The sequence below is a fragment of the Spirulina sp. 06S082 genome, from assembly GCF_034932145.1.
Taxonomy (GTDB): domain Bacteria; phylum Cyanobacteriota; class Cyanobacteriia; order Cyanobacteriales; family Spirulinaceae; genus CCY15215.
Genome location: NZ_JAYGHV010000399.1, coordinates 1 through 24,476 on the forward strand (window position 1 = coordinate 1; position 24,476 = coordinate 24,476).

A 24,476-nucleotide genomic window follows, 5' to 3' on the forward strand; every position below is an offset into this window, starting at 1 on the left:
TTTTTTGTGGTAGACAATCGCACGGATGAGATTCTCTATTTCAACCGTCGCTTCTGCGAAATTTGGGGACTCCAACATCGTGTTGAACAGATGCAACGGGGAGAATTAAAAAATAATGATATCATTCCCGATTGCATTCCTTTAATTGCCAATTTACCCGCCTTTATTGAATCCTGTAAACCTCTACAGAATGAAGCCAATCGCACCATCGTCGAAGACGAAATTGAATTCACCGACGGACGCACCATTCGCCGTTTTTCCGCCCAAATTCGCAACGAAGGCGATCGCTATTTTGGTCGTCTCTATTTGTTTGAGGATATTACCCCCCGCAAACAAGCCGAAGCTGCCCTCGAACACCGCATGGCGATCGAAGCCTTAATCACCAGTATTTCCACGCAATTTATTAACCTTGATGCCAACGAGATCGATCGCGGCATTAACGACGCACTACAGCAAATCGGTGAATTTGGCAAAGTCGATCGCGCTTACCTATTCCAAATCTCCAAGGATGGCGAAACAATTAGCAATACCCATGAATGGTGTAGTGCAGGAATATCGACTGCAATGGACACCTTACAAAATATTTCCGTTGCTTCCACTCCTTGGCTGATTGGCAAACTGCGACAATTTGAAGTTATTTACGTCCCAGATGTTAGAGATCTCCCTCCTGAAGCCAAAGCCGAACAAGCAATCTTAGAGCCTCAAGAGATTCAATCTCTACTCTGCGTACCGATGTCCTATCGAGGCAAATTTGTCGGTTTTGTTGGCTTTGATGCTGTGCGCGATCGCAAAAGATGGACGACAGCCAGCATGAATGTCCTGCGGTTAGTGGGAGAAATTTTTACCAATGCCTTAGAACGAAAGCGAGTAGAAGAAGCCCTACAATTGACAAAATTTGCCGTGGATCGTGCCACTGATGCGATTTTCCGCATTGATAGCCAAGGCAATTTTTCTTACGTTAATCAAGCTGCTTGTCAGTCTTTAGATTATTCCTCAGAAGAATTATTGAAGTTAAATATTAGCGATATCGATCCCAATTTGCCGGTAAAAATGTTTAGCGAGTATTGGCGGAGAATTAAAGATACAGGATATTTGATTTTTGAGAGTATTCATTGCACCAAAGACGATCGCACGTTCCCCGTGGAAATGAGTGCCAATTATCTTGAATTTAAAGGAGAAGAATTTTGTTTTTGTTTCGTGCGGGATATTAGCGAACGACAAGCCGCCCGACGCGATCGCCAACAGGCTGATATCGTCCTCAAAGAGTCGGAAGAAAAATATCGCAACCTTCAAGAAACCTTCAGCGATGCGATTTTGCTTGCCGATTTAGAGGGGAATTTGCTGGAAGCCAATCGCAAAGCCGAAGAACTTTTAGGCTATAGCAAAGCAGAATTGTCCCAGATGCACTTTAGCCAAATTCACCCCCCCGAAGAACTGCCCAGGGCGATCGCCAATTTTCAGAAAGATGTCCTTACCAAAAGTTCCAGTTATTTTGCAGATACTCTCGTTGTCACCAAAGACGGGCAGCGTATCTCTGTTGATATTAGTAGCAATTTTAGCAAAGTGGGCGGAAAATGGCTCATTCAGGGGGTTTTCTACAACATTACCGAGCGCAAGCAAGCGGAAGCCAAAATTCAGTATCGCTTATCCCTGGAACGGCTCATCGCCACTATTTCCAGCCAATTTATTAATCTTGAAAGCGAAGAGGTCGATTTCGGAATTCAAAACGCCCTGCAACAAGTTGGCAAATTTGCAGGAGTCGATCGCTGTTACGTCTTTGCGATCGATACTGAAGGGCAAACCATGAGAAATCTTTACGAATGGTGCACCCCAGGGGTTCAATCCCATCGCGCCACAGGAGAAGATGTCCCCTTAAGCGTTTATCCGTGGTTTATCGAGCAAATTCAGCGCTTTGAAGTGGTGAATGTTCCTCGGCTGGGAGATATGCCTCCGGAAGCTGGGTTTGAGAAAGAATGCCTCGAAGCTCAATCCGTTCTTTCTATGCTCAATGTTCCCATGCTCGTGCGAGGCAAACTATTAGGATTTATGGGCTTTGATGCCGTCCATCGCGAAAAACAATGGAATGCGGACGATATTGGCTTGCTGCGGATTATCGGTGAAATCTTTGCCCATACTGTAGAACGCCAACGGGCAGAACTGCAAGTCCGAGAGAGCGAAGAACGCTTCCGTCAACTAGCGGAAAATATTGCCAGCGTTTTTTGGATGACAGATCCGGCAAAACAGGAAATGATTTATGTTTCTCCAGCTTACCAAAGCATTTGGGGACGTGCCTGCGAAGAAGCGTATACTAACCCTCTCTCTTTTATAGAAGCTATTCATGCTGACGATCGCGATCGCGTCATTGCTGCTTTTCCCCAACAAATATGCGGCAAATACGACGAAGAATATCGCATACTTCGGCCCGATGGAGAAATCCGTTGGATCCGCGATCGCGCTTTCCCCATTTGCAACAAATCTGGCGAGGTTTATCGCGTTGCAGGGGTCGCCGAAGATATCAGCGATCGCAAGCGTTCTGACGCAGCCTTAATGGCGATCGCAGAAGGAACCGCCGCTCAAATCGGCAGTGAATTTTTCCGCTCCTTAGTTCGCCATTTAGCCGAAGTTCTGCAAGTTCGCTATGCCTTTATTACCCAATGTATCGACCCCGAAAAAACCCGAGTTCGTACCTTAGCCTTTTGGCAAGGGCAAGATTTTGGCGATAACTTTGAATATGATCTCGTGAACACCCCTTGCGAGAAGGCGATTCATGGAAAAGTTTGCCTTTATCCTCGCAATATTCAAACATTGTTCCCCAAAGACAAAGACCTCGTAACTCTTGACGTTGAGAGTTACTCAGCTATCCCCCTCAACGATTCTGGGGGCAATGTTTTAGGACATCTCGCCATTATGGATGTCAAACCCATGACCGACACCCGCACCCCAGAATTGATCGTGCGGATTTTTGCGGCTCGGGCGGGGGCAGAATTAGAGCGCTTGCAGGCAGAAGAAGCCCTGCAAACGAGCAAAGAACGCTTACAATTGGCTTTAGAAGGCAGTGCTTTGGGATTATGGGATTGGTATCTTGCCACTGGGGAAACTTACTTCAGCCCCCAGTGGAAAACCATGCTCGGCTACCGGGAAGAAGAACTCGAAAACGTCTATGGAACATGGGAGCGCCTCGTTCATCCGGAAGATTTAGCGGGGGTTCTGGATATTCTACACGCCCATATTGAAGGTCGTACCCCAGTTTATCAGGCAGAATTCCGCATGGCGACAAAACAAGGAGACTGGAAATGGATTTGCGCCCGCGCTCAGGTTTTTGAATGGGATGAGTCGGGTAAACCCATTCGCATGACTGGAACCAATAAAGATATTAGCGATCGCAAGGCGATCGATCGCATGAAGGATGAACTAATTTCGGTGATCTCCCATGAGTTACGAACCCCGATGACTTCTGTGCGCGGTGCTTTGGGACTTTTGGCAACAGGAAAATTAGGCGAGTTAACGAATAAGGGGCAGTCTATGTTAGAAATTGCCATTAATAATACCGATCGCCTCAGTCGCTTAATTAACGACATTCTCGATCTCCAACGTATCGAGTCCGGTCAATTCAATCTCAAATTTCAGCGTTGTAATGCTTGCGACCTCTGCACCCAAGCCTTAGAAATGCTCCAAGATTTAGCGCAAAAACGAGGTGTGTCTCTCTCTCTTTCTTGCGTCAATATATCGGAAATCTGGGTCGATCCCGACTACTTCGTGCAAATTCTCAGTAATTTACTGAGTAATGCGATTAAGTTTTCCGAACCGGAAATGGTCGTGAATTTGGAAGCGAGAGAAGATGAAGGTCAATTCCTGTTTTGCGTGCGCGATCGCGGCCGGGGTATTGCCCCAGAGCATCAAAATAGTATTTTTGAACGGTTTCATCAAGTCGATGCTTCAGATTCTCGCCAAAAAGGAGGGACGGGTTTGGGTCTAGCGATCTGTCGTAGTTTGGTGGAACTGCACGGAGGCAAAATTTGGGTGGAAAGTGCGGTGGGGGAAGGAAGTTCGTTTTATATTCTCATTCCCATTTTACCAAAAGAGTTAACCGTATAAAATAGCACCGTAAATCTGCGATCGCTAATTCAGATTGAATCTCTCTAGGGAAGAATAGTTAAGAAAAATTACGGAGTAGGGACGCGATCGGAACATTGAACTATCTGTTCATAACCTTCACAAGATTTTCACATTCTTTGTTTAAGATGGACTCAGAAGAAAAGCAAATTATCGATCGCATTTTTCAGGCGATAAAAGACAAAGAAATCACGTTAGTTAATTATGCTCTACTTCTTAATAATCTGTTGAATTCTCAGAAATATAAAATGTTGCACCAAAATCAACCCACAGAATATCTTTGCAAACTTTTTAATCAACTTGTTGAAACCAATACTTTGAATGAAGCTGAATTGACGCTGTTAAAACAGGCACAAAAGTCTCATCAACTCAATCATGAGGAAGAACAAATTATCAAGCGCATTTTTTATTCAATCAAGCGCGGACGGATTAAGGTGCGAACTTTACGGAGTGATGAAAGGATGGAAAACAGTTTTTATATATAATATAGTGGAGAGTTTGGACGTGTGGGAAGGCGATCGCTATCTGGTTACTCTTCATTTAATGTTGTGTCAGTATTCTTTGCTTGGGAAGATTCAAGTTTATTGATTACTTCATTCTCCAAATATTTTTTTAATTCTTCTAACTTATATTTGCTAATTTTACCTTGTTCCTGATTTGCTCTATCTGCCAAAAGATCGCGAATAGCTTTAAGCCAGTCTATTTCTAAGAATAACTTTTCATTATTAATACTATCAAACTTGTAACGATCTGATAAATTCCAAAATACCCTAAGTTGATCTTCATAGTTCATTGTTAAAAGTTTAGTAATAAAATCATTAGGCTCTATATATTTGAGGATAGGTATATTACAGTAAATCGAATCAGAATCATTGTTCAAAGTAATCATTTTTTTGAAATTCCCTACATTACTTTGCATAATCGAAAGTAATTTTTCTGCACGACTTGGCATAGCTTCAATATTGACTTGTTCTTGAACCTCATCGATATACGATAGAAGGTCTTGGAATTCTTTAATATCTCTTCCTCGAAACATAAGTCCTTCATAGTTATCATTAAAGATATCTTCAGATTTTCGAGAAAGTTTTGCAGGTATCTTTTTATTCTCTTTTAGATCATTAATATAGTTTTTTGTATCTTCCAGTATGGATTCTTTGGTTTTACAATAAAATTTAAGTTCTGAAAAATCAAAGAAAATCCCTGCGATATGTTTGATTATATCAAGATCATAATGTTTTCTTTCTGCAAATTCTAATTTAACTTCTTTAAGAAAATATTCAAATTCATCATCAGAGAGCCTCGTAAAATGCCAGAGTTTAACCCAGTTTGGTGCATTTTCATCTTCAAAAAAATTATTTTCTATTGACTGTTGTAATTCTTGACTTTCCACGATTCCCAGATCAAAAAAATCTTGCCACCATTTTGAACTTGGAAATGAATTGGAAAAACTTATCATAGTATACGTTTCAACTATTTGCTCTCGTATTTGCTGTTCTTTGCTTTTATCTTTGGTATCTTCATTTTTGTATTTTCTGGAAATCTGTTCATATCCAAATTCATGAATATCCTTTGCAAGAATTCTTCCTCGTCTAATCTCTATTGAAAAAATCGTGACAAATTTTAATAGTTCTTGAAGTAGGTCAGATTTCTTTTTTGCTTTATCTGGTAAAACGTCAGAAATCCGATTAAAATCTAATATGATTTGTTTTAAAGTTCGGAGATTATTATACTTTGCTTGTTCGTATAAATCCTTTATCAATTCCGTGTTTTTCAAAAAATCCTTAAGATTGGAATCGCTTAATTCGTTAATAAATTCTTTCAATGCACTAGAAAAATCTGGTAATACATTAAATGTTTTACCAATCAACTTTTCTTTGATAATTTGATAAGAATTCTTTAAAGAGTCACTTTTCTTGACTAATTCATCCTCATTTGCAACAAGAATTACTTTAAAATCCTGATACTCTACAAAATTATTTATATAACCTAAGAGACTGCTAATTTCTATATTGCAACGTTCTAAATCGTCGAATATTAAAATACTTCCATCAATATTCTTGAGATAATCAGGTAGATTAATATCCGGAATCCCAATACTAGCTGTTCCATCGTCTTTTCCATCGCCATCAAAATCAATTTTAAGCGTACCTTTAATCAATCCTTTGATAATTTTTCCTGCTAATTTTACTCCTGGTGAAGCTAAAACAGGATTCAATTGTCGAAAAAATTCGTATTCAATCTCAGAAAAGGAAGTCATTCCGTAAAGACTGACATATAAACATTTTTTTTGATTGGTTTTAGATCCTTCACAATAATTATTGATAAACCATGTTTTTCCTGATCCCCACTGACCTTTGAGTAAAACGGCAAATTCTGGCGCTTGCGGTAATCCACAATAATAATCTAAATATTCTGTAATATGCCAGTTAATCGGCTTATCGTTTTGATTCATTTTTGGTTTTATATCGACCTCAATACAACACCAGACACACCTTTACCACCCTTTGCCTCGGAGAAGGCGTTCCCGCTAATACCGTGGCTCAATGGGTCGGAAATAGCCCTAAGACCATTTACGAACATTACGCGGGACTGGTCAGCAATATTAGCGTTCCCGAACTATAGCCCAATCATGTAGTAATGATAGTCAAAAATAGTCAAAACGGGGCAAATCGGGCATCTCGTCGCCCACCATGTTACAAAGCAAAACCCCCACGGTGTGGAGGTTTGAGGGATGCCAGGAGGGAGATTTGAACTCCCGACACAAGGATTTTCAGTCCTCTGCTCTACCAACTGAGCTATCCCGGCAAGCATCTGAATAAATGACGCTTTTCTAGTCTAGCGAATGTTTTAAAATTTTGCAACAGTTGAGCAAAAAAAAATATGAGCAGAAAAATAAAAAAACCAGCAGAAAATCTACTGGTTCGTCAAGTTCGTAGTCTGTCGTTTAATATCGAGAAAATCCAAGCCTCACGTTCTCGACGGAATGGCTTGTCATATTCTTCTATCAAAGGGTTTGTTACAATTAGTAATAAATCCTTTGCATAGACCAAATTTTACCACACAGCATAAGACAACAGTAAACCTCTAAACTCGCAGAGAATCGGTGAAAAGGAGGGATTGTATTGCGATCGCTATATTTTTAGGCGATCGCCTTAGTCCAAGAAGGGCAACCAAAAGCAGTGCCGTTTAAGTTTAGCAATGTTTCAAAAATTCACTAGGAAAATAGAGATCGCGTTTAGGGACGAGAGGATGTTAATTCTGTATCATTAAGAAATCACTACCAGATAATCCTTGTATTCAATCGGTTTAGGCACTTAACTTGTGAAATATAAAATCGTATTTTTGGGATTATCACTCTTTCTCTACAGCATAGCCCTCGCGCTACCTTGCCTTTTATTTAATGTCGTTACCATCGACGCTGCAACGGTGAGTCCCTCTGACCCTAATGACATTTATGCCATGAAGGGGATTGAACTGACCTTCTTTGGCATTATTGGACTACTTTTTTTGCAAATTCCGGCGATTGGTTGGTTCGCCAATCCCATCTATTGGTTGTGCTGCATCACTTTTATGCTACAGCATTATAGGGTTTCAATCATAGCTGGAATAGCCGCTATTCTGATTGGTTTTGGAGGTACATTTTCAGCATTTTGGTTTAACTTGCCTGCGGATAGTGGTGGCGTTTCTGAATTGGTTCTGAAGCAATTCTTGTTGGGTTTCTGGCTATGGTTAGCGGCTCCTGGCTTAATAGCCTTGATTTCTATCGCCTTTCTATATAAAAGCGTCAGTATAAAAAGCCAGCTCGATTAACTGCTAACAGTGATTAAGAGAGGAGAATAAATGAGAGTGATAAGAACTAAACAGCTTTCCCTCGATGCCTTATGGGATTCAGCAATATCTCAGGATCGTGTATTTAGACCCGATGACTTTGCTCATTTGCCAGAAGCTGTAAGGCGGTATCTCGACCATGCGATCGCCCCTGGAACGGCGATCGCATCAGCCGTGCGCCTAAAAATGCACGGCGAAATCAAATTAAAAACCTGGATTCCCTTCACCGCAGAGCAAGTTGTCTGCTGGGAGCGCGGCTTTATTTGGAGTGCCACCGCATGGATGAACCACTTACCGATCGTGGGATCGGATCGGATCGTGGATAGCGTCGGAGCGATGCAATGGAAGCTATTAGGGCTATTCCCAGTGATGACAGGAAGTGGTTCAGATATTACAAGGTCTGCGGCGGGTCGTTTCCAGACAGAATCTATGTTGTTGCCATCTGTATTTTGTAGCGATCGGATGTCATGGACAAGCCTGAATTCGTCGCACCTTCATGCCAGTTTTATGGCTCAAGGTGAACGGGCAGAATTCGACTTAATTATTGACCAGAAAGGACGACTCAAAACGGCAAAACTGCCGCGCTGGGGCAATCCAGAAGGTGCTGAACACCACTATGTCGATTTCGGGGCGATCGCAGAAGAAGAAGGCTCATTTTGCGGCTACACAATTCCGACCCGTCTAAGGGTTGGATGGTACTTTGGCTCCGATCGGTTTGAGGCAGAAGGCGAGTTTTTCCGCGCCACCATTGATGATGCAATTTATCGGTAATCGTTAGCAGTTTTGAAAGTTCGATCTGAGGAAATCTATGCTGATAAAAAGATGCAATCACGAGGACTGCGATGACAATCTTCATTCTGACCCAGATTCTGTTGCCCTCGATCTTGATTGGGTGGTTGGCTTTTGTGCCGTCCCGCAATTTACTGGGTATGGGGATTCAATCTCTGGTGACGGCGATCGCCTTGGTTGCGATCGCGACTATGGGTATCTGGATCTTTCCGCCCTGGTGGACACCCTATCTCTATGGGGTGCTGTTTATGCTGGCGGTGGGATTGGGATTTCTGAGGCATCAGCCCAAGCGCCGGATGCCATTAAGCTGGCTAGGTTGGTTGATGGTTATCGGCTTTGTGGCCTTTGGCGTATATGCAGGCAATGAGGTAGCCCGCAGTTGGACGGGGCAGTTTCCTGCTGCTGCGCCTGCTGTTGACCTTACCTTTCCTCTGCGGGGTGACAATTTTCTGATTCTCAATGGCGGTAGCAATATTCGCATCAATGCCCACCTAAAAACCCTAGATGAGTCAGTGCCGCGTTTTCAAGCCTATCGGGGGCAAAGTTATGGCACCGATATCATTCAGGTTAATCGCTGGGGGTTGCGATCGCCCGGCATCACTCCTAAGCAGCCTGCGGCGTACTTGATCTACGGTGCGACAGTGTTCGCTCCCTGTGCAGGTCAAGTGGTGCAGGCGATCGATGGCTTCCCAGATATGACCATCCCAGAGACTGACCTAGTGAACCGGGCTGGAAATCATGTGATTCTGCGCTGTGGCGAGTCCGAGGTCATCCTGGCCCATTTTCGCCCCCAGAGTCTCTTGGTGCGATCGGGCATGGCCGTTGCAGTCGGGGATGCCCTTGCCGAGGTCGGCAACTCTGGAGCCAGCACCGAACCCCACCTTCACATTCACGCCCAGAGACCAGGTTCTTCAGCCGTGCCTCTGTCCGGCGATCCCTTGCCGGTACGCTTCGATGGCCGCTTTCTCACTCGCGGCGATCGCGTGACTTTGAGGCGGTAATGGTTTGAACGTATTCCATCTAAAAAATATCCCTGTTAAGAACGCTGAACTCAGCCAGTTTTACTTGTAATGAAAAAACATCCTGTTATTTGGTTTTACATCTTAGCGTTTAGCCTCTCATGGCTGGGCATGATATCAGCAGTCTTAGGCTCGCGAAATATTGCCCCATTTGACAGTCCTTACTTTCAGTTGTTTTCCATCTTTTATGCCGTTGGTCCGGCGATCGCGGCTGTTATTGTGTCACAAGTGGCCGATGGGAAGACAGGAGTAAAAGAATTGGATCGGGGGTTTATGCAATGGCGGGTTGGTCTAGTCTGGTATCTCGTAGCGGTGCTGGGGCCTGTTGTTCTTTTCATTGCGGCACAAGTTGTCACAAAATTACTGAGCTTGCCCGTAACAATCACAGTGCCACAAGGCGATTTATCTTTCTTTGCCATTTTTGGTTTCACGATTAATTTCTTCGCCAATACCTGCGAAGAAATTGGGTGGCGCGGCTTTGCATTACCACACTTGCAAAAACGACATAATGCCTTGATTGCTACCCTGATTGTGGGCATATTGTGGGGTTTGTGGCATTTACCGCTTGTCTTTTTGGTGGGCAACCCGATGTCTGAGTTTCCTTTCCTCTGGTTCATCACCATCGTGACCAATGCTTTTATCTATACCTGGATTTACAACAGTACGAAAGGCAGTATCTTGCTAGTGGCACTTTTTCATGGTTCATTGAACATATTTGGAGCATTTATCCTTGGAATATCCCCGATCGCCTACGCTCTCGTGAATTGTGTGGTGGCCATCATCCTAATTACAATGTTTGGAAAAGTGAATCTCTCCCGCCAAAAACGGGTTTATGCGGACTAATAATCGGTCGATGACACATCACGGTAAATCTAGCTTTTATCCGCGCCTGTTGGCATTCTTTACCTTGGCGTTTGCTTGGGCGTGGATCTGCTGGCTGCTGTCTTCGGTTATCAGACCTCAGTTGCCCATTTTAGGTATGGTGCTATTCATCGCGGGGAGTTTTGGCCCCAGTATCGCGGCGATCGCCCTAGTGAGATACGCCGGGGGACAAGGCGGGCTGCATCGTTGGTTCAGGCGATCGCTGCAATGGCGAGTTGGTTGGCGTTGGCTGGCTCTCTCGTTTTTCTTGCCTCTGGTGGTCATGGGGCTGGCTGCTGCTATACACATCGCTGTGGGCGGCACGATCGCCGAATCTCCCGCATCTGGGCATTTTCTACTAGCCATAGTGAATTTTGGGCTGGTGCTACTGCTTGGAGGTCCCCTTGGGGAGGAATTTGGTTGGCGGGGTTATGCTTTGCCTGTTTTGCAAGAACGCTATAGTTGGCGCGTGGCTAGCCTTATTTTGGGTATGGTGTGGGGCGCATGGCATCTGCCACTGTTTTATATGACCGACGCGGTGCAAAGCTACATTCCGGTTGGGCTATTTATGGCGAGTACGGTGGCTCTGTCGGTGTTGTTGGCTTGGCTATTCAATCGTACTGGAGGAAGTGTGCTGCCTGTTCTTGTGCTGCACACTGCGGTCAATGCTTGGGCGTGGGTCATACCGATTATGGTGATGCCGGATGGAAGTAATCTGCGACCCTATGGACTGTCAGTAGGACTGCTTGTGTTGATTGCCCTCGGTCTACTGTGCGACAAGGAACCCAATATGTCTAGTAACCTTGTAAAAAGGGTTGCAAGAAAGTGAATCGCGGGGGAAAGCGCGATCGCCTATAGAAACTCTACGAGGCACGTTAAAAATGGCAGAGCGTAACATGGGATTTTGGTCAGTGGTTGCCGTTGGCATCGGTGGCATGGTGGGTGGCGGCATCTTCGCCGTTTTGGGGTTGTCGGTGCAGTTAGCCCAAGGAGGCGCACCCTTAGCGTTTGCGATCGCCGGCACTGTTGCCTTGCTCACTACCTATGCTTACGTCCAACTCTCGATCGCCTTCCCCAGTCGAGGCGGAACCGTCACTTTCTTAAATAAAGCCTTTGGCACAGGCGTTCTGACAGGAGGAATGAACCTGTTGCTGTGGCTGAGTTACATCGTAATGCTTTCTCTCTACGCCTCTGCATTGGGTAGCTATGGTGCAGTGTTTTTCCCAGAGTCTGCCCAAGTCTGGATCAGACATCTGCTAATCACTGGGGCGATCGTCAGCATTACTGGACTTAACTTTCTGAGCGCCGATTTGATTGGTAAAGCCGAAAGTTGGATTGTTGCCTTCAAACTCATCATTCTGGGCGTATTTATTGGCATTGGTGCGCGAGGTGTTGATCTAGCGCAATTGCAACCCTCTACTTGGGCTTCGCCTCTGTCGATCATTTCAGGAGGCATGATTATTTTCTTAGCATTTGAAGGCTTTGAATTGATGGCCAACACCGCCGAAGATGTAAAGAATCCCGAGCGTACATTGCCTCGTGCTTATTATTCAGCAGTAATATTTGTGCTGTTGCTGTACATTCTGATTGCTGGCATCACTGTAGGCTCTTTACCGACTGAAGAAATCGTTGCAGCTAAAGAATACGCATTGGCGGCGGCGGCTAAACCCTTCATGGGACAAGCAGGTTTTAGTTTAATTGCGATCGCGGCTTTACTTTCAACGGCTTCAGCGCTCAATGCAACACTTTACGGCACCTCACGCCTGAGTTTTATCATTGCTAAATCTGGAGAGTTACCCTCTGCGTTAGAAAAAAAGATCTGGGATCGGCCCATTGAGGGGTTATTAATTACCAGTGGTTTAACCCTAATTGTTGCGAATGTATTCGATCTCTCTGGCATATCGACAATGGGTAGCTCAGGCTTGTTAATCATTTTTGCTGCGGTCAACTTTGCTAATGTGCGGCTTTATCAACGCACTAATAGCTATCGCTGGATTTCATTTTTAGGTACTGTAGCCTGTCTAGCTGCTGTGGTTGTGCTACTCGCTCAAACCGCGCAAACCAATCCGCAAAATCTCTGGATCGTGATTGTAATGGTAGGACTAGCATTTGCGATCGAGATCGTTTATCGACGACTAACCAATCGTGAAATTCATCTCAGCGATCGGCGTGATTGAGATAAATGGTGCTAAGTATTTGGACTCCTGTTTGCATTTTATTAGTGATCCATCAGGAAATCAGGCGATCGCCTTCTCATAGTCCTAACAGTTGATAAACTTGTTAGCAATATCAGAATGCGGAACTAGAACAAGCAAAGCAATGGATCGGTAGCGATCGCAATGATGTTTAAGACAAATAGAATTACAATCCAAAAAATCCGCGAAATCCGTGTTCAAAAATAGTTAGGTTCATTATTTACAGATCCTTAAAGGATTTTAGAATTTGAAGCACGGGATAGAGTTCATTGCGCGATCGCTTAAAAAGTGAAAAATCATCAGAAAGATCGTATTGCGATTGTTGTAGCTTAACAAACATAAAATGATCGCCATTGGTGACGAGTGCATAAGTTGGTTTATCACCATTTGGACTTGCCATCATGTAGGCAAGAGCCTGTGGTACTGCCACCAAAAACGAAAAGCTAGAACGCTTTGCCTCAATTAAAACGATCCATAAATTGTTATTCAAAACTAAAGCATCAATTCGACCGTGATAAGTAACACTACCACTGTAATCGCTAATTTCAACTGACTGCTCACTTCGCAAACTAAAAGGAGATTCCAGAAAACCTGCCAAAAATAGTAATGGTGAAACCATCAACAAATTTACCGTTCCCTCAGACAAAAAGCCTTCAGTAATATGATGTAAATATGATTGCTTGATCCGATCTAAAGTTGTTTTTTCAGTATCTCCTAATTCTTCAAAATCTCTACACCATTCCCTGAAAAAGTCTGGGTCATGCGATCGGCACAGACCTAACTTTGTCTCTACATCATTAAACGATCTAATATTTTCTGTAACTGCAATAGTCATAGCTATTTACTCAAAACAACATCTGAATCGCGGATTATATGGATGGGCATGGGTGAAAATAAAAGTCGCGCCTTGGTTTGGTGCGCTTTCAGCGACTAATGAGCCGCCGTGACGTTCTGCTATCTTACGACAGATTGCGAGTCCAAATACCAGTACCCATAAATTCGCTCGTGTCGGCTTTCCTCCTTGGTCTAAAGACACGAGGCTCCCAGCATTCCCGCATTTCCTTGTGGGAATGCAAACATTGAATACACCCGACATTTCACCCTCGTTGGCTACAGTATTGTTTTGAGTAAGCTAATATTCGCCTAAATCGCTGTTTTTAATTTACTTATATGTGTCCAATTGTTTTGAATAATTTAATTTTAGTATCGAGACACAAAAAATAATCAATAAAAATCTTGACTTAAATAAGTTGCTGGAAGAACGAAGCTGAACAAATTCCTAATCATGAATTACGTAAACAAGCATTATTAAGTATAGAAACTAAAGCATTTCACTGTGAAGGTGGTTCTATCTATGGATTACTTGCCAAAGGAGAGATTGAGTAAACAATCCGCTTTATTGTGGCTTATCAAACAATTAGTGATTATTTAGATAATCTATGCGATCGCAGCACTTCCCAAGATATATCTGAGGCTTAAAAAAAATTATCAAGGCTATTTTTTTGACTACAGTATTGTTAATTCAAGCTTTTATTCTGGAGAAAAATCATATTAGATATGAATGAAACAGGAAAAAGAAATCTACCTAACCCCGATACACAAGGTAAAAAGCACAGTCATAAGCAACACGCAGGACACGATAAACACGCAGGACACAGCCCCGCTATGTTCAAACGGCGTTTCTTTATTTGCCTAGCACTCACGCTACCCGTCCTCTATTTCGCGCCATCGTTTCAGCAGTGGTTTAAAGTAAAGCCACTAAGAAACCTCGCCATCCCTCGACCGCAAGTGAAAAAGTATTCACTAAATCTTCTGCGGTAATTGTGGGATAATCTTCGAGAAGTTCAGCTTCTGAAATTCCTAAACAACGGGCATTGACTAAGACCCAAACGGGAATGCGCGTTTTACCAACACAAGCACGTCCTCAATGTCCCTTATATATCACTGATTCACAATGTCTATTGGCTTGATTATTCTTATCGCTGCGATTATCATCACGTGGTTAGTGTTCACATGGCTGATTAAAATCGTCAAGGTCAGTCTCAAAACTGCTCTGACTATTGCCGCGCTCGTCCTCATTTTACAACTTGTCTTTGGTATTGGACCAAAAGATCTCTGGGAACAGATTCTACGATTTCCCGAAACAATACAGCAGGGGTTTGGTCACCAAACCTCTACAATCTCTCGCTCTTTTCCCGTATAGTGCAGTTTTGAAGCGATTTAAAAGGTGTTTGACTGTGGAACATCAACCTCTATCTCAAATTGAGCTAACCCCCGAAGATAATGTTAAAAGCGCTTCGGTTGCTTTGGCTAAAGGTCAACTCCCACGAGCTGTTTTTCATCTCAGTTTTGCTCTCAGCGTCGATCCCCAAAACCCAAATTGGCTCAATCTTCTCCAGCAAATTATCGCAACATCAAACGATCCGATCGCACTCGTTCCACTTAAGCAAGATATTAGTTTTGCCTTGCTGGCCGTGCGGGCATATATCTTGAGTTATTGCGGTTATTATAACGAGGGATTTTACTGGCTCTCTCAAGTCCTGCAAATTCTCGCCGAACCCATTTACTTACCGTGGATCGCTGACTGGCTTTCTCTTCCTGAATCAACAAATTCCCTAACTAGAGAAACGCGCACTCAACTTTTGCAAACTTTACTCACAAAATTTCCAGGCGATCGCATTGAAAACGAAAGCGATCGCGAACATCTCGATCGCATTGTTTTTGCGCTTTCTCAGTTGCGTCAGGTAGATCCAGAAGATGACTTCTTGGCTTTTTCTCATATTGCTTTACTGCGAAAATTGGGCTATTTAGAAGAAGCCTTAGAACTTGCTCAAAATAATTATGAAACTCTTCCTTGTTGGAAAACGGCTGTTAGTTTAGCTTTAGTTTATCGCACCAGAGGAGAAGTCGATCCAGCAATTGATGCCTATCAAGATGCTCTTAAATACAATCCTAACGATCTGACTATTTTTCTCGATATGGCGGATCTTTTTTGCGATGCAGGACGATTTAAAGAGGGGATTTATTGCTATCAAAAAATACTCGATCGCGAACCCGAACATCCTGGCGCAAAACCTTATTGGCTCTATTATCAATTCTTCCAACAACAAGATATTGTTTGGAAAGATAACTTGCAAACTTACATTGAGGAACATCCCGATAATGAGACTGCAATTCAGCTATTTAACCATCTTGAAATCTTACTTTCTCCTTATCTTGGTTATTTACCTGAGCCAACTGATGCGACAATCGATATTCTCTACGCTTGCGAGGAAAATCCAGAAAAAGGGTATCTAGAATCTTTAAAATTAACATTTTTAGAATCCCCCAGTTCTCGTTTAGTTCTGCAACTTTATATTCAAGAAAAGTTTGCTTTAGAAAGTATTCCTATTGAGATTGAAGAAATACAACACCCCGATCCTCGTCTCCCTCATACTTCTGTTAACTATCTTTTGTGGCGTTATGAAGGGGTCGATCCCTATCCAAATATCGATCCTCCTAGAGAAGAGATAGCAGATGCGATCGCCTCTTTAGCAATGCAGCCTTATAGTTTAAATAGTTGGTGTCAAATTGCACGCCAAATGGCGATTTCTTGGGGACAAGAACATCTTAATTCTTTATTAGGGGTGATGGTACATCCTCCCCAACATCCTCCAGAAATGGCGATTTGGACATGGTTGCATCGCCTTCAAGTTGCGGCGGCTTTGGCGATCGCTTATCTTGATACAGGTTGGGAAAACTCTCTCCGAAAGCAAGTATTATTCGACCTCGCACGGGGTCCAATGGATTGGACAACAGAAGCGGCTATTATTGCTTTAATGCAGATTGCTCTAGAAGATGAAGCCGCAGCCATTGATATTCTCTCTTTGTTTCGAGAATTGCTAGAAAATGTTCCTTCTTCTGGTCATTGTCCTTATTTGTATGGGTTAATTTATTGCAGTTTATATTTACCTTTTATTGATGATGAATTTCGCCAAAAATTAGAGCAAGAAAAAGATTTTCTTGCGTCTCAATAATAATATCGGCTTTGACGATCTGCGCGATCGCGGCCAATGCCAAGATGGTAAACTAGGAAAGTTGTTTTTTAATTTTAGGGCGCACCACAATAGAGGCGATCGCCTGCGAATAGCTTAGAATGATAGAACGCTATACCCTGCCCGAAATGGGCAATCTCTGGACAGATAACTACAAAATGAAAATGTGGCTGCAAGTGGAAATTGCAGTCTGTGAAGCGCAAGCAGAATTGGGCTACATTCCCCCAGAAGCCGTCGAGGAAATTAAAGCTAAAGCTAATTTTGACCGCGATCGCGTTTTAGAAATCGAAGCTGAGGTCCGTCACGATGTGATTGCTTTCCTCACTAATGTTAATGAATATGTGGGAGATGCGGGGCGTTACATTCACGTAGGCTTAACCAGTTCCGATGTACTGGATACGGGATTAGCATTGCAAATGGTCGCTAGTTTAGGGCTAATTTTAGGGAAAGTCGAAGATTTTATTCAGGCTTTGCGCTATCAAGCACAACAGCACCGCAATACAGTAATGGTAGGACGTTCTCACGGAATCCACGCAGAACCGATTACGTTCGGATTTAAGTTAGCCGGATGGTTATCAGAGATGCTGCGAAACCGCGATCGCCTCGTGCGCTTGCGAGAAGATATTTCCGTGGGTAAAGTTTCCGGTGCTGTGGGAACTTATGCGAATGTAGATCCAAGAATTGAAGCGATCGCCTGTCAAAAGCTGCAACTCACTCCTGATTGTGCTTCAACACAAGTCATTTCCCGCGATCGCCATGCAGAATTTGTGCAGCAATTGGCACTTCTCGCAGCTTCCATCGAACGGTTTGCGGTAGAAATTCGCAATTTACAACGTACTGATGTTCTTGAAGTAGAGGAGTTTTTCTCAAAAGGACAAAAAGGATCGTCTGCCATGCCTCACAAACGCAATCCAATTAAATCGGAACGACTGACAGGAATGGCAAGAATTTTACGAGGAAATGCGATCGCGGCTTTGGAGAATGTCGCACTTTGGCACGAACGCGATATTTCTCACAGTTCTGTGGAACGAGTTATCCTCCCTGACAGTTGTATTCTCGTGCATTTTATGTTAAAAGATATTACTAATTTGGTGAAAAATCTTTTGGTGTATCCCGGCAATATGCAGCGAAACATGAATGTTTACGGAGGGGTTATTTTCTCTCAGCGCGTGCTTTTAGCCCTTGTGGAAAAGGGCATGAATCGGGAAGATGCTTATACAGTAGTGCAGTCTTGCGCCCATACCGCTTGGAATGTTCCCGATGGTAACTTCCGCAAACTTGTTGAGGAAGACACTACCATCGCGCAGCATTTGTCCCCTGAAGACATTTCTGCTTGTTTCGATCCCCAACATCATTTGAAAAACTTGGATCGAATATATCAGCGTTTAAGTATCTAAAATTTGCGATCGCATTTCGGGAAATTGGGGGTGGGGAATGCGATCGCTAGTTTTTAATAGTTTTTAATAGTTAGAACTCTTTTCTCCATCTAAATTGTGGGCTTCATTTCCCTGCAAAGGAGGTGTAAACATACAAACCAAGCGCATATTGGTTTTTGCCCTGAGATAATGTTTATCATGTTTGTCGAGGGCATAGAGAGAACCAACTTCAATAGGATACACGACCCCATCTGCCTCAATTTCGCCCGATCCTTCGATACAGTAACAAGTCTCTTTATGATTTTTATATTCAAGTAAAGATTCACTGTTGGCGAGAATTGTTGTATCGGTGACGGTATAACCCATACCATCTCGTTCTAATAAAAATCGACGGCTTTGACCATTTCCCCAAGCAACATCTCGATCTGTACCAATTAAATCTGCAAGCGTTTTAACAATCATAATTTTTGGAGCAATAATTTGTGTTCTCTTAATTATTTGATCATCCGCAGAGAAATCTGCAAGTTATTTATCTTTTCTTTAGCTTGCGATCGCCGATTGTTCTCGAAGTTGTTCTGATTTTTCCACCCCTTCACCTGATTTTGCTAAATAAATTCCTAAAAAGAGGATCGGTAGGGATAACCGATCTAACATCGTCAATTGTTCGGCAAAAATAATCCATGCGAGAAAGGAACTAATGGAAATATCTAGCATCAGGGCGATCGCGGCAAATCCAGATGTGACTTGTTTGAGACTGTAATAAAATAAAAAATGACCGAGTACTTGAACAATGAAGCCCAAAGATACAACTAAAACCCATCCCGATAGAGAAGTGGGAAAGAGAGAATGCCCATGCAAAACAGCATCAAAAACGGCAAAAGGAAAGGCAAACAAACCCGAAAAAAAACAAACTCCCAGCGTTACAGTTAACGTTGAAAGTTTATCGCGAAGTTTCCCAATAATCAGCAATTCTCCACTGAACAGAATCCCAGAAAATAAAGCAAGACCATCGCCAAATAACGATCCTTGGAGAAATTGTAAATCTTCCAGACTGACGATACTTGCTCCAGTAATTGTTAGGATTAAACCGAGTATAAATTTGCGATCGAAAGATTGGCCAAATAGCAACCAAGCACCAAGAGTAGTAAAAATCGGGTTTTGATAGTGTAGCAAACAAGAATGGGCAATTGTTGTCAGATCGAAAGACAATGCCCAAGTGATTAATGTCCCAGCTAAACACATTCCTGCTCCCATTAAAAGCAACCAATGCTGTAATGTTAACGGCTCTTGTGTTAGTATTTCTTTGCCATTCTTCTTGGCGATCGCGTTTTGGAAACAATAAATACTGCCCAAGGCAACACTGGCAATCCAAAAACGATTAAAAATAATGGCTTCTGGGTGTAATTCTGCCATGAGAGATTTAGTCAAAATTGCTGAGAGAGAAAGAAGCACAACTCCCAAGCTCAAGGCGATAAAAGTAACCTGAGTTCTTTGCGGCCTTATGATTTTGATATCTGTCAATTGCAGGCGAATAGTCATCGATTGAATAGTTTTTTAAGATGAGATTAAGAAGGTATTAAAACTCATGGCAAAGATCGAGTTTACCGGAACTTTGCTCGCTTACTTTCCAGTCATTTTGGCTTGTGTCTTTTTTAGATTTTCTTTATAATCAATTGGGTTTACGCTATCCAGTGTAGTTCTTCTTCCGGCGATCGTCACGCCCTCAGAATACAGAGCGATCGCCTCGACTGGGAAGGAAGGAACGAGTTAAGGTAAAATCTAGAAGTGCTTACTTTATCCCAAATACCCGATTAAACGAGCAAGTGAGCAACACGCCCCTAAACCAAACGGCTCATCAAGTGTAAATGTTGGGAATGTCTAAGTTACCGAAAATACGGAGATTTTACGCAATGTTTTACAAGGAAAAGGCACTCAGGCACATCAAGATGTGGTGGCTTTAAATGCGTCTTTAGCGTTGCAAGTGGGGGAAGTCGTGCCGTTTTTAGATCATGCCAAAGGAGTAGAAAAGGCGCGAGAAATTCTCCAAAGTGGTGCCGCTTGGGACAAAGTTGAAGAGTTAGTTAAATTTTTGGAGAGTTAGATGGGGAAATTAGACTAAAAATGCGATCGCCCCTTATCGAGATGAGTAGAAGAGGCGATCGCACTGGCAAATTTTCTCAGATCAAGATCGACAAAAAGACAATTATTAACGTCCTTATCTTAATTTGAATTAGATTGGTTGTAAACCTTCAATTAATAAAAAGGGCGAACTTGCGATCTATGAATCCAAGTACCACCACACCAAGAAGTAGAAAACCAACCATTATTAGGTTCAGCATATACTGGGATTACAACCATTTCATCTATTGTGCAAGCAACTTGACCATTAGGACGAGATCGCAGATTTGATGGAGGATCGAAAATTAACATATACCCTTTATCTTCTGCGTTAGGTTCTCTATGTCGTGCAGAACAAACAATACTCAGCATATTACGAGTTGCTTTAGATTGCGGCCGATGAGTTGCACCACCTGATTCCCACTCTCCTCGCGCACAGTTTACCTCGGCATTAAAGCGCGTTCGACCAAGATAATAAGTAAAAATAGCCCCCGATGAAGCCCCCTGGGTTCCGTAGCTAGGAATAGAAGCTGTATCTAGAGTAATGGGTTGTCCTGTCGAAGCGGAGCCTAAGTTGAGCATTTCAGCTTTAACAGCTTGAGGTAGAGAAGTACAAAGCAACGTACTCAGCCCTATGATTAAGTATTTTATCATCTCTTAAGTGTATAAACTGAGAATATTGTATCTTACTTTTTTGAGAAAATTCTAAAATATTGTAGAAAATTTGTGCTTTAAAAATTTGTGCTTTAAAAAGGTTGAAATTGTTGAGTTCATTTTCGACTTTGCCGCAAATACTCGACGATCGCAAAAAATCCCCAACGATAACGATTAACACCAAAATCGCTAATTTGACCGATCGCAACGGAGGCAATATAGAAATGATCGCGATCGCCAAGGACTAGGAAGGAAGGAGCGAATTAAGGTACAATCTAGAAGTGCTTACTTTATCCCAAATACCCGATTAAACGAGCAAGTGAGCAATACGTCCAGAAACCAAACGGCTCATCAAGTGTAGAGGTTAAAAGTCCAAATATGTCTAAAACTTCATCTCTTTCTTCCGTATCTCCTGCGGTACTCGTCATTTTAGATGGCTGGGGTTATCGCGAAGCAAGCGATGGAAACGCGATCGAAGTCGCGAAAACCCCTATTATGGATAGTCTCTGGGAGGCTTATCCTAAAACCTTAATTCGCACATCCGGTAAAGATGTTGGCTTACCCGAGGGTCAAATGGGTAACTCAGAAGTCGGACACCTGAATCTTGGTGCAGGTCGCATTGTCCCTCAAGAACTGGTTCGCATTTCTGATGCTGTTGAAGATCGTTCCATTCAGCGCAATCCCGCTTTAGTCGAAATTTGCCAAAAGGTACGCAAAGCCGGAACAAAATTACATTTATTTGGACTTTGTTCTGAGGGGGGCGTACACTCTCATTTAAACCATTTAATTGGTTTGTTGGAAATTGCCAAAGCTCAAGATATTGACGATGTTTGTATCCATGCGTTTACCGATGGTCGCGATACCATGACCACAGAAGGCGCGAATGCCTTACAAAAGATTGAAGACAGTATTGCTACTATTGGGGTCGGACGCATTGCCACCATTAGCGGTCGCTACTATGCAATGGATCGCGATCGCCGTTGGGATCGCGTCCGCAAGGCTTATAACATTATTACTGGCGACGGTGATGGTAGTGGATACACTGCCGTAGAAACACTTAAATATTTCTACTTAAAGAAAATCACGGACGAATTTATACCACCAACCCGAATTGCCCCCGGTGCGGTAGAAGCGGGGGATGGAATTATTTTCTTTAACTTCCGTCCCGATCGTTCTCGCCAATTAACCTCTGTTTTTGTTCAACCAGATTTTGATAGTTTTGAACGGAAATTCATTCAACCTCTGCATTTTGCCACTTTTACCCAATACGATCCCCAATTTCCTGTTGCTGTTGCCTTCCCTCCCCAAAACCTGACCAATATTTTAGGGGAAGTCATCGCCGATCGCGGCTTGAAACAATTCCGTACTGCTGAAACGGAAAAATATCCCCACGTTACCTATTTTTTCAATGGGGGTTTAGAATCCCCCTTAGCAGGAGAAGATCGAGAACTGATTCAAAGTCCAATGGTCGCCACCTACGATAAAGCCCCCGCTATGTCCGCCGCATTGGTCACGGATACCGCCTGTGCTGCCCTAGAAAAGGGGATTTACTCCCTCATCGTGATGAACTATGCCAACCCGGATATGGTGGGTCATACGGGCAATATGGAGGCAGCTTTAACGGCGATCGAAACCGTCGATCGCTGTCTTGGTCGTCTCGTGGAAGCCGTCAGCAAAGCCGGGGGAACAATGCTCATTACCGCCGATCACGGTAATGCAGAATATATGTGGGACAAAGACCATAAACCTTGGACAGCGCATACGACCAACCCCGTACCGTTCATTTTAATTGAAGGGGAAAAACTCAAGATTCCCGGTCACGGTACCGATGTACAACTGCGAGAAGATGGGCGTTTGTGCGATATTGCTCCTACTATCCTAGAAATTTTAGGCTTACCGCAACCGGAGGAAATGACCGGGCGATCGCTTCTCCAACCCGTCGGTTTTGAGGTTAAACCCAATCGTACCCCCGTTAAAGTTTCCCTTTAACGGCGATCGGTGCAGGGAATTACCCATTCCGAAATAACTCAAAAACCTGACGGCTAAACCCTTTTAACCTCTCGGCGACATCTGTAGCGGGGAGGTATTTTCCTTCAAACTGCCAATTAGCGATGGTGGAGAGTCGCCAGGCTTCCCCTTGATGATTAAAAGCGGCGGTTTCCATACCAATTAACTGATAAGAGTCTTCGAGGGGGTCTTGATAAAAGCGAATTTGCACGAGAATACTGCGACCTTGAAAGCGAGGACTCCACCCCGGAAAGTGGAAACCAATATCGATGGAGTCGGGATCCAACCATTCTTGGGTATCTGGGTCATTGCGCCAAGGTTTGAGATCTGCCTTTGCATCGGGAAACTCCGCCTTAAACAAATTCACCACGGCGGCGATTTTGCTGGCAACTTTGACGCTTCTGACCTGTTCTGCTGCGTTCACGCCCTTCCTCCTCGGTTAACGAAACTTAAAGAATGGTTTATCTACTATTCCTCAACAAATTTAGCAAATCTGTTCGTTGCTTTACGAAATCGGGAAAAATTTGGCGATCGCTAAACCAATTCATCTGGATCGAGTTGTACAATTTTTGTAGTTTGTAGAGCAAGCATTGCTCACTCTACTCACAATTTAAGCCAACAATTTGATATTGGAGAAGATAAATTCTTGAGTTTGAGTTTCTCCTTTCACTTCAGTACGAATCAAACGACGATTTAAGATAGAGTAATCGCCAACTTTTTCGTATTCATCCTCAAAGTTACTCACACCGCCTTTTTGTTCCCCAGTTTTGGGGTCGTGATAGACAGAATCATAACGGTGAGAAAGATAGCCTTCTCCTGTATCGTGACTGCTGAAGGTATGAATGGTGACGACTGTTCCATGAATGTTACGGTGAACCATACTCACTTCATTATTGTGGAGTTTATAGCGATCGCCTTCTGCCTTTCCCCCCATTAAAATCTCGATGCTTCCATCTGCATCGGTTTCCCCATAGGAAAAGGTATTATTACCGTGGGTATCTTCAAAACCACGACGGATGCGGTGAATTGTGATTTCCCATACTTGACCTTCAATCGCTTTTTTAGCGGCTGCGTCTTCAATTCCCGTTATCTCTCCTTTCAGATCGGGGGTGATATGAACTTTACCGGAAAATGTTTCTCGATCGCGCTTGTAGGTGATATCAGCAGTATAGCCGGGGAAATTACTATCCCAAGTATAGCGATTTTCGTAAGCCTTCCGAAATAGGTCGCGGGCTGATATTTTTTCAATGACTGTCATTTGAGAACCTCTTTGAATTTATCTCATAGATAACTATTATCCCAGTGAACTACCGCTATTGAATCAAAGATTACAATAGCGGCTTCCCTCTTCACAAGGGATCGCGCTAGACAGAACCGAAGTTCTACCACCTCGTCTTATATCCCCTCCCAGGGCAGTAGAGCTAGTTCCTAACTCTAATACTTGTGTTGAACGCAGTCGAAGTATCCGTAAGCCTTCATTTT

The 24,476-nt window shown here is 43.2% G+C and carries 23 protein-coding genes, 1 tRNA gene and 3 pseudogenes; 16 read left to right on the forward strand and 11 right to left on the reverse strand.

Annotated features, from left to right (window positions below; translation table 11 throughout):
• Together VB714_RS23875 and VB714_RS23880 are read left to right on the forward strand one after the other, a co-directional pair.
• Positions 1-4,095: PAS domain S-box protein (locus VB714_RS23875; protein WP_323227370.1), on the forward strand; the 4,095-nt coding region annotated here is incomplete at its 5' end.
• Positions 4,096-4,241: 146 nt separating this feature from the next.
• Positions 4,242-4,598, forward strand: coding sequence for a hypothetical protein (locus tag VB714_RS23880; RefSeq protein WP_323227371.1), 357 nt, complete (start codon positions 4,242-4,244; stop codon positions 4,596-4,598).
• A 44-nt stretch (positions 4,599-4,642) separates the two neighbouring features.
• Here VB714_RS23880 and VB714_RS23885 read toward each other — a convergent pair whose 3' ends face one another.
• Positions 4,643-6,565, reverse strand: coding sequence for a P-loop NTPase fold protein (locus VB714_RS23885; RefSeq protein ID WP_323227372.1), 1,923 nt, complete (start codon positions 6,563-6,565; stop codon positions 4,643-4,645).
• Positions 6,566-6,567: 2 nt separating this feature from the next.
• Between VB714_RS23885 and VB714_RS23890 the strand changes: the two genes are divergently transcribed.
• Positions 6,568-6,735 (forward strand): hypothetical protein, encoded by a 168-nt coding sequence (locus tag VB714_RS23890; protein ID WP_323227374.1) that lies wholly within the window; start codon positions 6,568-6,570, stop codon positions 6,733-6,735.
• 110 nt (positions 6,736-6,845) lie between these two features.
• Here VB714_RS23890 and VB714_RS23895 read toward each other — a convergent pair.
• Positions 6,846-6,918 (reverse strand) — tRNA-Phe (locus VB714_RS23895).
• Positions 6,919-7,434: 516 nt separating this feature from the next.
• Between VB714_RS23895 and VB714_RS23900 the strand changes: the two genes are divergently transcribed.
• From VB714_RS23900 to VB714_RS23915, 4 genes are all read left to right on the forward strand, one after another.
• Entirely contained in the window at positions 7,435-7,923 is a 489-nt protein-coding gene (locus VB714_RS23900) for a hypothetical protein (protein ID WP_323227375.1), read from the forward strand.
• 30 nt (positions 7,924-7,953) lie between these two features.
• Positions 7,954-8,712: a DUF6920 family protein gene (locus VB714_RS23905; RefSeq protein ID WP_323227376.1), complete on the forward strand. Its 759-nt coding sequence runs from the start codon at positions 7,954-7,956 to the stop codon at positions 8,710-8,712.
• 101 nt (positions 8,713-8,813) lie between these two features.
• Positions 8,814-9,731 (forward strand): M23 family metallopeptidase, encoded by a 918-nt coding sequence (locus tag VB714_RS23910; RefSeq protein WP_323227377.1) that lies wholly within the window; start codon positions 8,814-8,816, stop codon positions 9,729-9,731.
• 69 nt (positions 9,732-9,800) lie between these two features.
• Entirely contained in the window at positions 9,801-10,592 is a 792-nt protein-coding gene (locus VB714_RS23915) for a type II CAAX endopeptidase family protein (RefSeq protein ID WP_323227378.1), read from the forward strand.
• 117 nt (positions 10,593-10,709) lie between these two features.
• Here VB714_RS23915 and VB714_RS23920 read toward each other — a convergent pair whose 3' ends face one another.
• Positions 10,710-10,976, reverse strand: a complete 267-nt coding sequence (locus VB714_RS23920) for a hypothetical protein (RefSeq protein WP_323227380.1) — start codon at positions 10,974-10,976, stop codon at positions 10,710-10,712.
• Position 10,977: 1 nt separating this feature from the next.
• On the opposite strand from VB714_RS23920, the gene VB714_RS23925 reads away from it, so the two are divergent.
• A complete protein-coding gene (locus VB714_RS23925) occupies positions 10,978-11,439 on the forward strand; it encodes a CPBP family intramembrane glutamic endopeptidase (RefSeq protein WP_323227382.1) in 462 nt (153 codons plus the stop codon).
• A gap of 52 nt (positions 11,440-11,491) precedes the next feature.
• Positions 11,492-12,787: an APC family permease gene (locus VB714_RS23930; protein ID WP_416309781.1), complete on the forward strand. Its 1,296-nt coding sequence runs from the start codon at positions 11,492-11,494 to the stop codon at positions 12,785-12,787.
• Positions 12,788-13,025: 238 nt separating this feature from the next.
• On the opposite strand, the gene VB714_RS23935 is transcribed toward VB714_RS23930, so the two are convergent.
• Both VB714_RS23935 and VB714_RS27580 read right to left on the reverse strand, forming a co-directional pair.
• On the reverse strand, positions 13,026-13,640 hold the full coding sequence (locus tag VB714_RS23935; protein ID WP_323227385.1) for a type I restriction endonuclease: 615 nt from the start codon (positions 13,638-13,640) through the stop codon (positions 13,026-13,028).
• Positions 13,641-13,646: 6 nt separating this feature from the next.
• The gene (locus tag VB714_RS27580) at positions 13,647-13,901 is read right to left on the reverse strand and encodes an ATP-binding protein (protein WP_416309780.1); all 255 of its coding nucleotides are present in this window, start codon (positions 13,899-13,901) and stop codon (positions 13,647-13,649) included.
• Between the two features lie 149 nt (positions 13,902-14,050).
• Between VB714_RS27580 and VB714_RS27585 the strand changes: the two are divergent.
• Positions 14,051-14,269: pseudogene (locus VB714_RS27585) on the forward strand (DUF2600 family protein); the annotation flags it as partial.
• A gap of 280 nt (positions 14,270-14,549) precedes the next feature.
• Here the strand turns inward: VB714_RS27585 and VB714_RS27590 are convergent.
• Positions 14,550-14,729, reverse strand: a pseudogene (locus tag VB714_RS27590) (DUF433 domain-containing protein); the annotation flags it as partial.
• Positions 14,730-15,042: 313 nt separating this feature from the next.
• Between VB714_RS27590 and VB714_RS23940 the strand changes: the two are divergent.
• From VB714_RS23940 to purB, 3 genes are read left to right on the forward strand one after another with little or no spacing between them, the layout of a single operon-like run.
• Positions 15,043-16,821 carry a hypothetical protein gene (locus VB714_RS23940; protein WP_323227387.1) on the forward strand — a complete coding sequence of 593 codons (1,779 nt, stop codon included), beginning with the start codon at positions 15,043-15,045 and terminating at the stop codon, positions 16,819-16,821.
• A complete protein-coding gene (locus VB714_RS23945) occupies positions 16,808-16,939 on the forward strand; it encodes a hypothetical protein (RefSeq protein ID WP_323227388.1) in 132 nt (43 codons plus the stop codon). The genes VB714_RS23940 and VB714_RS23945 overlap by 14 nt, the downstream gene beginning before the upstream one ends.
• A 1-nt stretch (position 16,940) precedes the next feature.
• Positions 16,941-18,236 carry an adenylosuccinate lyase gene (purB, locus tag VB714_RS23950; protein ID WP_323227391.1) on the forward strand — a complete coding sequence of 432 codons (1,296 nt, stop codon included), beginning with the start codon at positions 16,941-16,943 and terminating at the stop codon, positions 18,234-18,236.
• A gap of 63 nt (positions 18,237-18,299) precedes the next feature.
• Here the strand turns inward: purB and VB714_RS23955 are convergent, their stop codons facing one another.
• Both VB714_RS23955 and VB714_RS23960 read right to left on the reverse strand, forming a co-directional pair.
• The gene (locus tag VB714_RS23955; RefSeq protein ID WP_204105786.1) at positions 18,300-18,677 is read right to left on the reverse strand and encodes an ectoine synthase; all 378 of its coding nucleotides are present in this window, start codon (positions 18,675-18,677) and stop codon (positions 18,300-18,302) included.
• A 78-nt stretch (positions 18,678-18,755) separates the two neighbouring features.
• Positions 18,756-19,754 carry a DMT family transporter gene (locus VB714_RS23960; protein ID WP_323227394.1) on the reverse strand — a complete coding sequence of 333 codons (999 nt, stop codon included), beginning with the start codon at positions 19,752-19,754 and terminating at the stop codon, positions 18,756-18,758.
• Positions 19,755-20,097: 343 nt separating this feature from the next.
• Between VB714_RS23960 and VB714_RS23965 the strand changes: the two are divergent.
• A pseudogene (locus VB714_RS23965) lies at positions 20,098-20,316 on the forward strand (anthranilate phosphoribosyltransferase); the annotation flags it as partial.
• Positions 20,317-20,468: 152 nt separating this feature from the next.
• On the opposite strand, the gene VB714_RS23970 reads toward VB714_RS23965, so the two are convergent.
• Positions 20,469-20,987 carry a hypothetical protein gene (locus VB714_RS23970; RefSeq protein WP_323227396.1) on the reverse strand — a complete coding sequence of 173 codons (519 nt, stop codon included), beginning with the start codon at positions 20,985-20,987 and terminating at the stop codon, positions 20,469-20,471.
• A 110-nt stretch (positions 20,988-21,097) separates the two neighbouring features.
• Between VB714_RS23970 and VB714_RS23975 the strand changes: the two genes are divergently transcribed.
• Together VB714_RS23975 and gpmI are read left to right on the forward strand one after the other, a co-directional pair.
• Entirely contained in the window at positions 21,098-21,235 is a 138-nt protein-coding gene (locus VB714_RS23975; RefSeq protein ID WP_323227399.1) for a hypothetical protein, read from the forward strand.
• A 130-nt stretch (positions 21,236-21,365) separates the two neighbouring features.
• Complete coding sequence (gene gpmI, locus VB714_RS23980; RefSeq protein ID WP_323227401.1) at positions 21,366-22,976, forward strand: 2,3-bisphosphoglycerate-independent phosphoglycerate mutase; 1,611 nt, start codon at positions 21,366-21,368, stop codon at positions 22,974-22,976.
• Between the two features lie 19 nt (positions 22,977-22,995).
• Here gpmI and VB714_RS23985 read toward each other — a convergent pair whose 3' ends face one another.
• Positions 22,996-23,418 (reverse strand): hypothetical protein, encoded by a 423-nt coding sequence (locus tag VB714_RS23985; RefSeq protein ID WP_323227404.1) that lies wholly within the window; start codon positions 23,416-23,418, stop codon positions 22,996-22,998.
• A gap of 186 nt (positions 23,419-23,604) precedes the next feature.
• Positions 23,605-24,252, reverse strand: coding sequence for a DUF3386 domain-containing protein (locus tag VB714_RS23990; protein ID WP_323227407.1), 648 nt, complete (start codon positions 24,250-24,252; stop codon positions 23,605-23,607).
• Positions 24,253-24,476: the final 224 nt, after the last annotated feature.

What these genes read in the sequence shown, in the direction of transcription:
- VB714_RS23880 (WP_323227371.1), top strand. Translation starts at nt 4,242, where the DNA reads ATGGACTCAGAAGAAAAGCAAATTATCGATCGCATTTTTCAGGCGATA.
- VB714_RS23885 (WP_323227372.1), bottom strand. Translation starts at nt 6,565, where the DNA reads ATGAATCAAAACGATAAGCCGATTAACTGGCATATTACAGAATATTTA.
- VB714_RS23905 (WP_323227376.1), top strand. Translation starts at nt 7,954, where the DNA reads ATGAGAGTGATAAGAACTAAACAGCTTTCCCTCGATGCCTTATGGGAT.
- VB714_RS23915 (WP_323227378.1), top strand. Translation starts at nt 9,801, where the DNA reads ATGAAAAAACATCCTGTTATTTGGTTTTACATCTTAGCGTTTAGCCTC.
- VB714_RS23920 (WP_323227380.1), bottom strand. Translation starts at nt 10,976, where the DNA reads ATGGCTAGTAGAAAATGCCCAGATGCGGGAGATTCGGCGATCGTGCCG.
- VB714_RS23930 (WP_416309781.1), top strand. Translation starts at nt 11,492, where the DNA reads ATGGCAGAGCGTAACATGGGATTTTGGTCAGTGGTTGCCGTTGGCATC.
- VB714_RS23935 (WP_323227385.1), bottom strand. Translation starts at nt 13,640, where the DNA reads ATGACTATTGCAGTTACAGAAAATATTAGATCGTTTAATGATGTAGAG.
- VB714_RS27580 (WP_416309780.1), bottom strand. Translation starts at nt 13,901, where the DNA reads ATGTCGGGTGTATTCAATGTTTGCATTCCCACAAGGAAATGCGGGAAT.
- purB (WP_323227391.1), top strand. Translation starts at nt 16,941, where the DNA reads ATGATAGAACGCTATACCCTGCCCGAAATGGGCAATCTCTGGACAGAT.
- VB714_RS23955 (WP_204105786.1), bottom strand. Translation starts at nt 18,677, where the DNA reads ATGATTGTTAAAACGCTTGCAGATTTAATTGGTACAGATCGAGATGTT.
- VB714_RS23960 (WP_323227394.1), bottom strand. Translation starts at nt 19,754, where the DNA reads ATGACTATTCGCCTGCAATTGACAGATATCAAAATCATAAGGCCGCAA.
- VB714_RS23970 (WP_323227396.1), bottom strand. Translation starts at nt 20,987, where the DNA reads ATGATAAAATACTTAATCATAGGGCTGAGTACGTTGCTTTGTACTTCT.
- gpmI (WP_323227401.1), top strand. Translation starts at nt 21,366, where the DNA reads ATGTCTAAAACTTCATCTCTTTCTTCCGTATCTCCTGCGGTACTCGTC.
- VB714_RS23990 (WP_323227407.1), bottom strand. Translation starts at nt 24,252, where the DNA reads ATGACAGTCATTGAAAAAATATCAGCCCGCGACCTATTTCGGAAGGCT.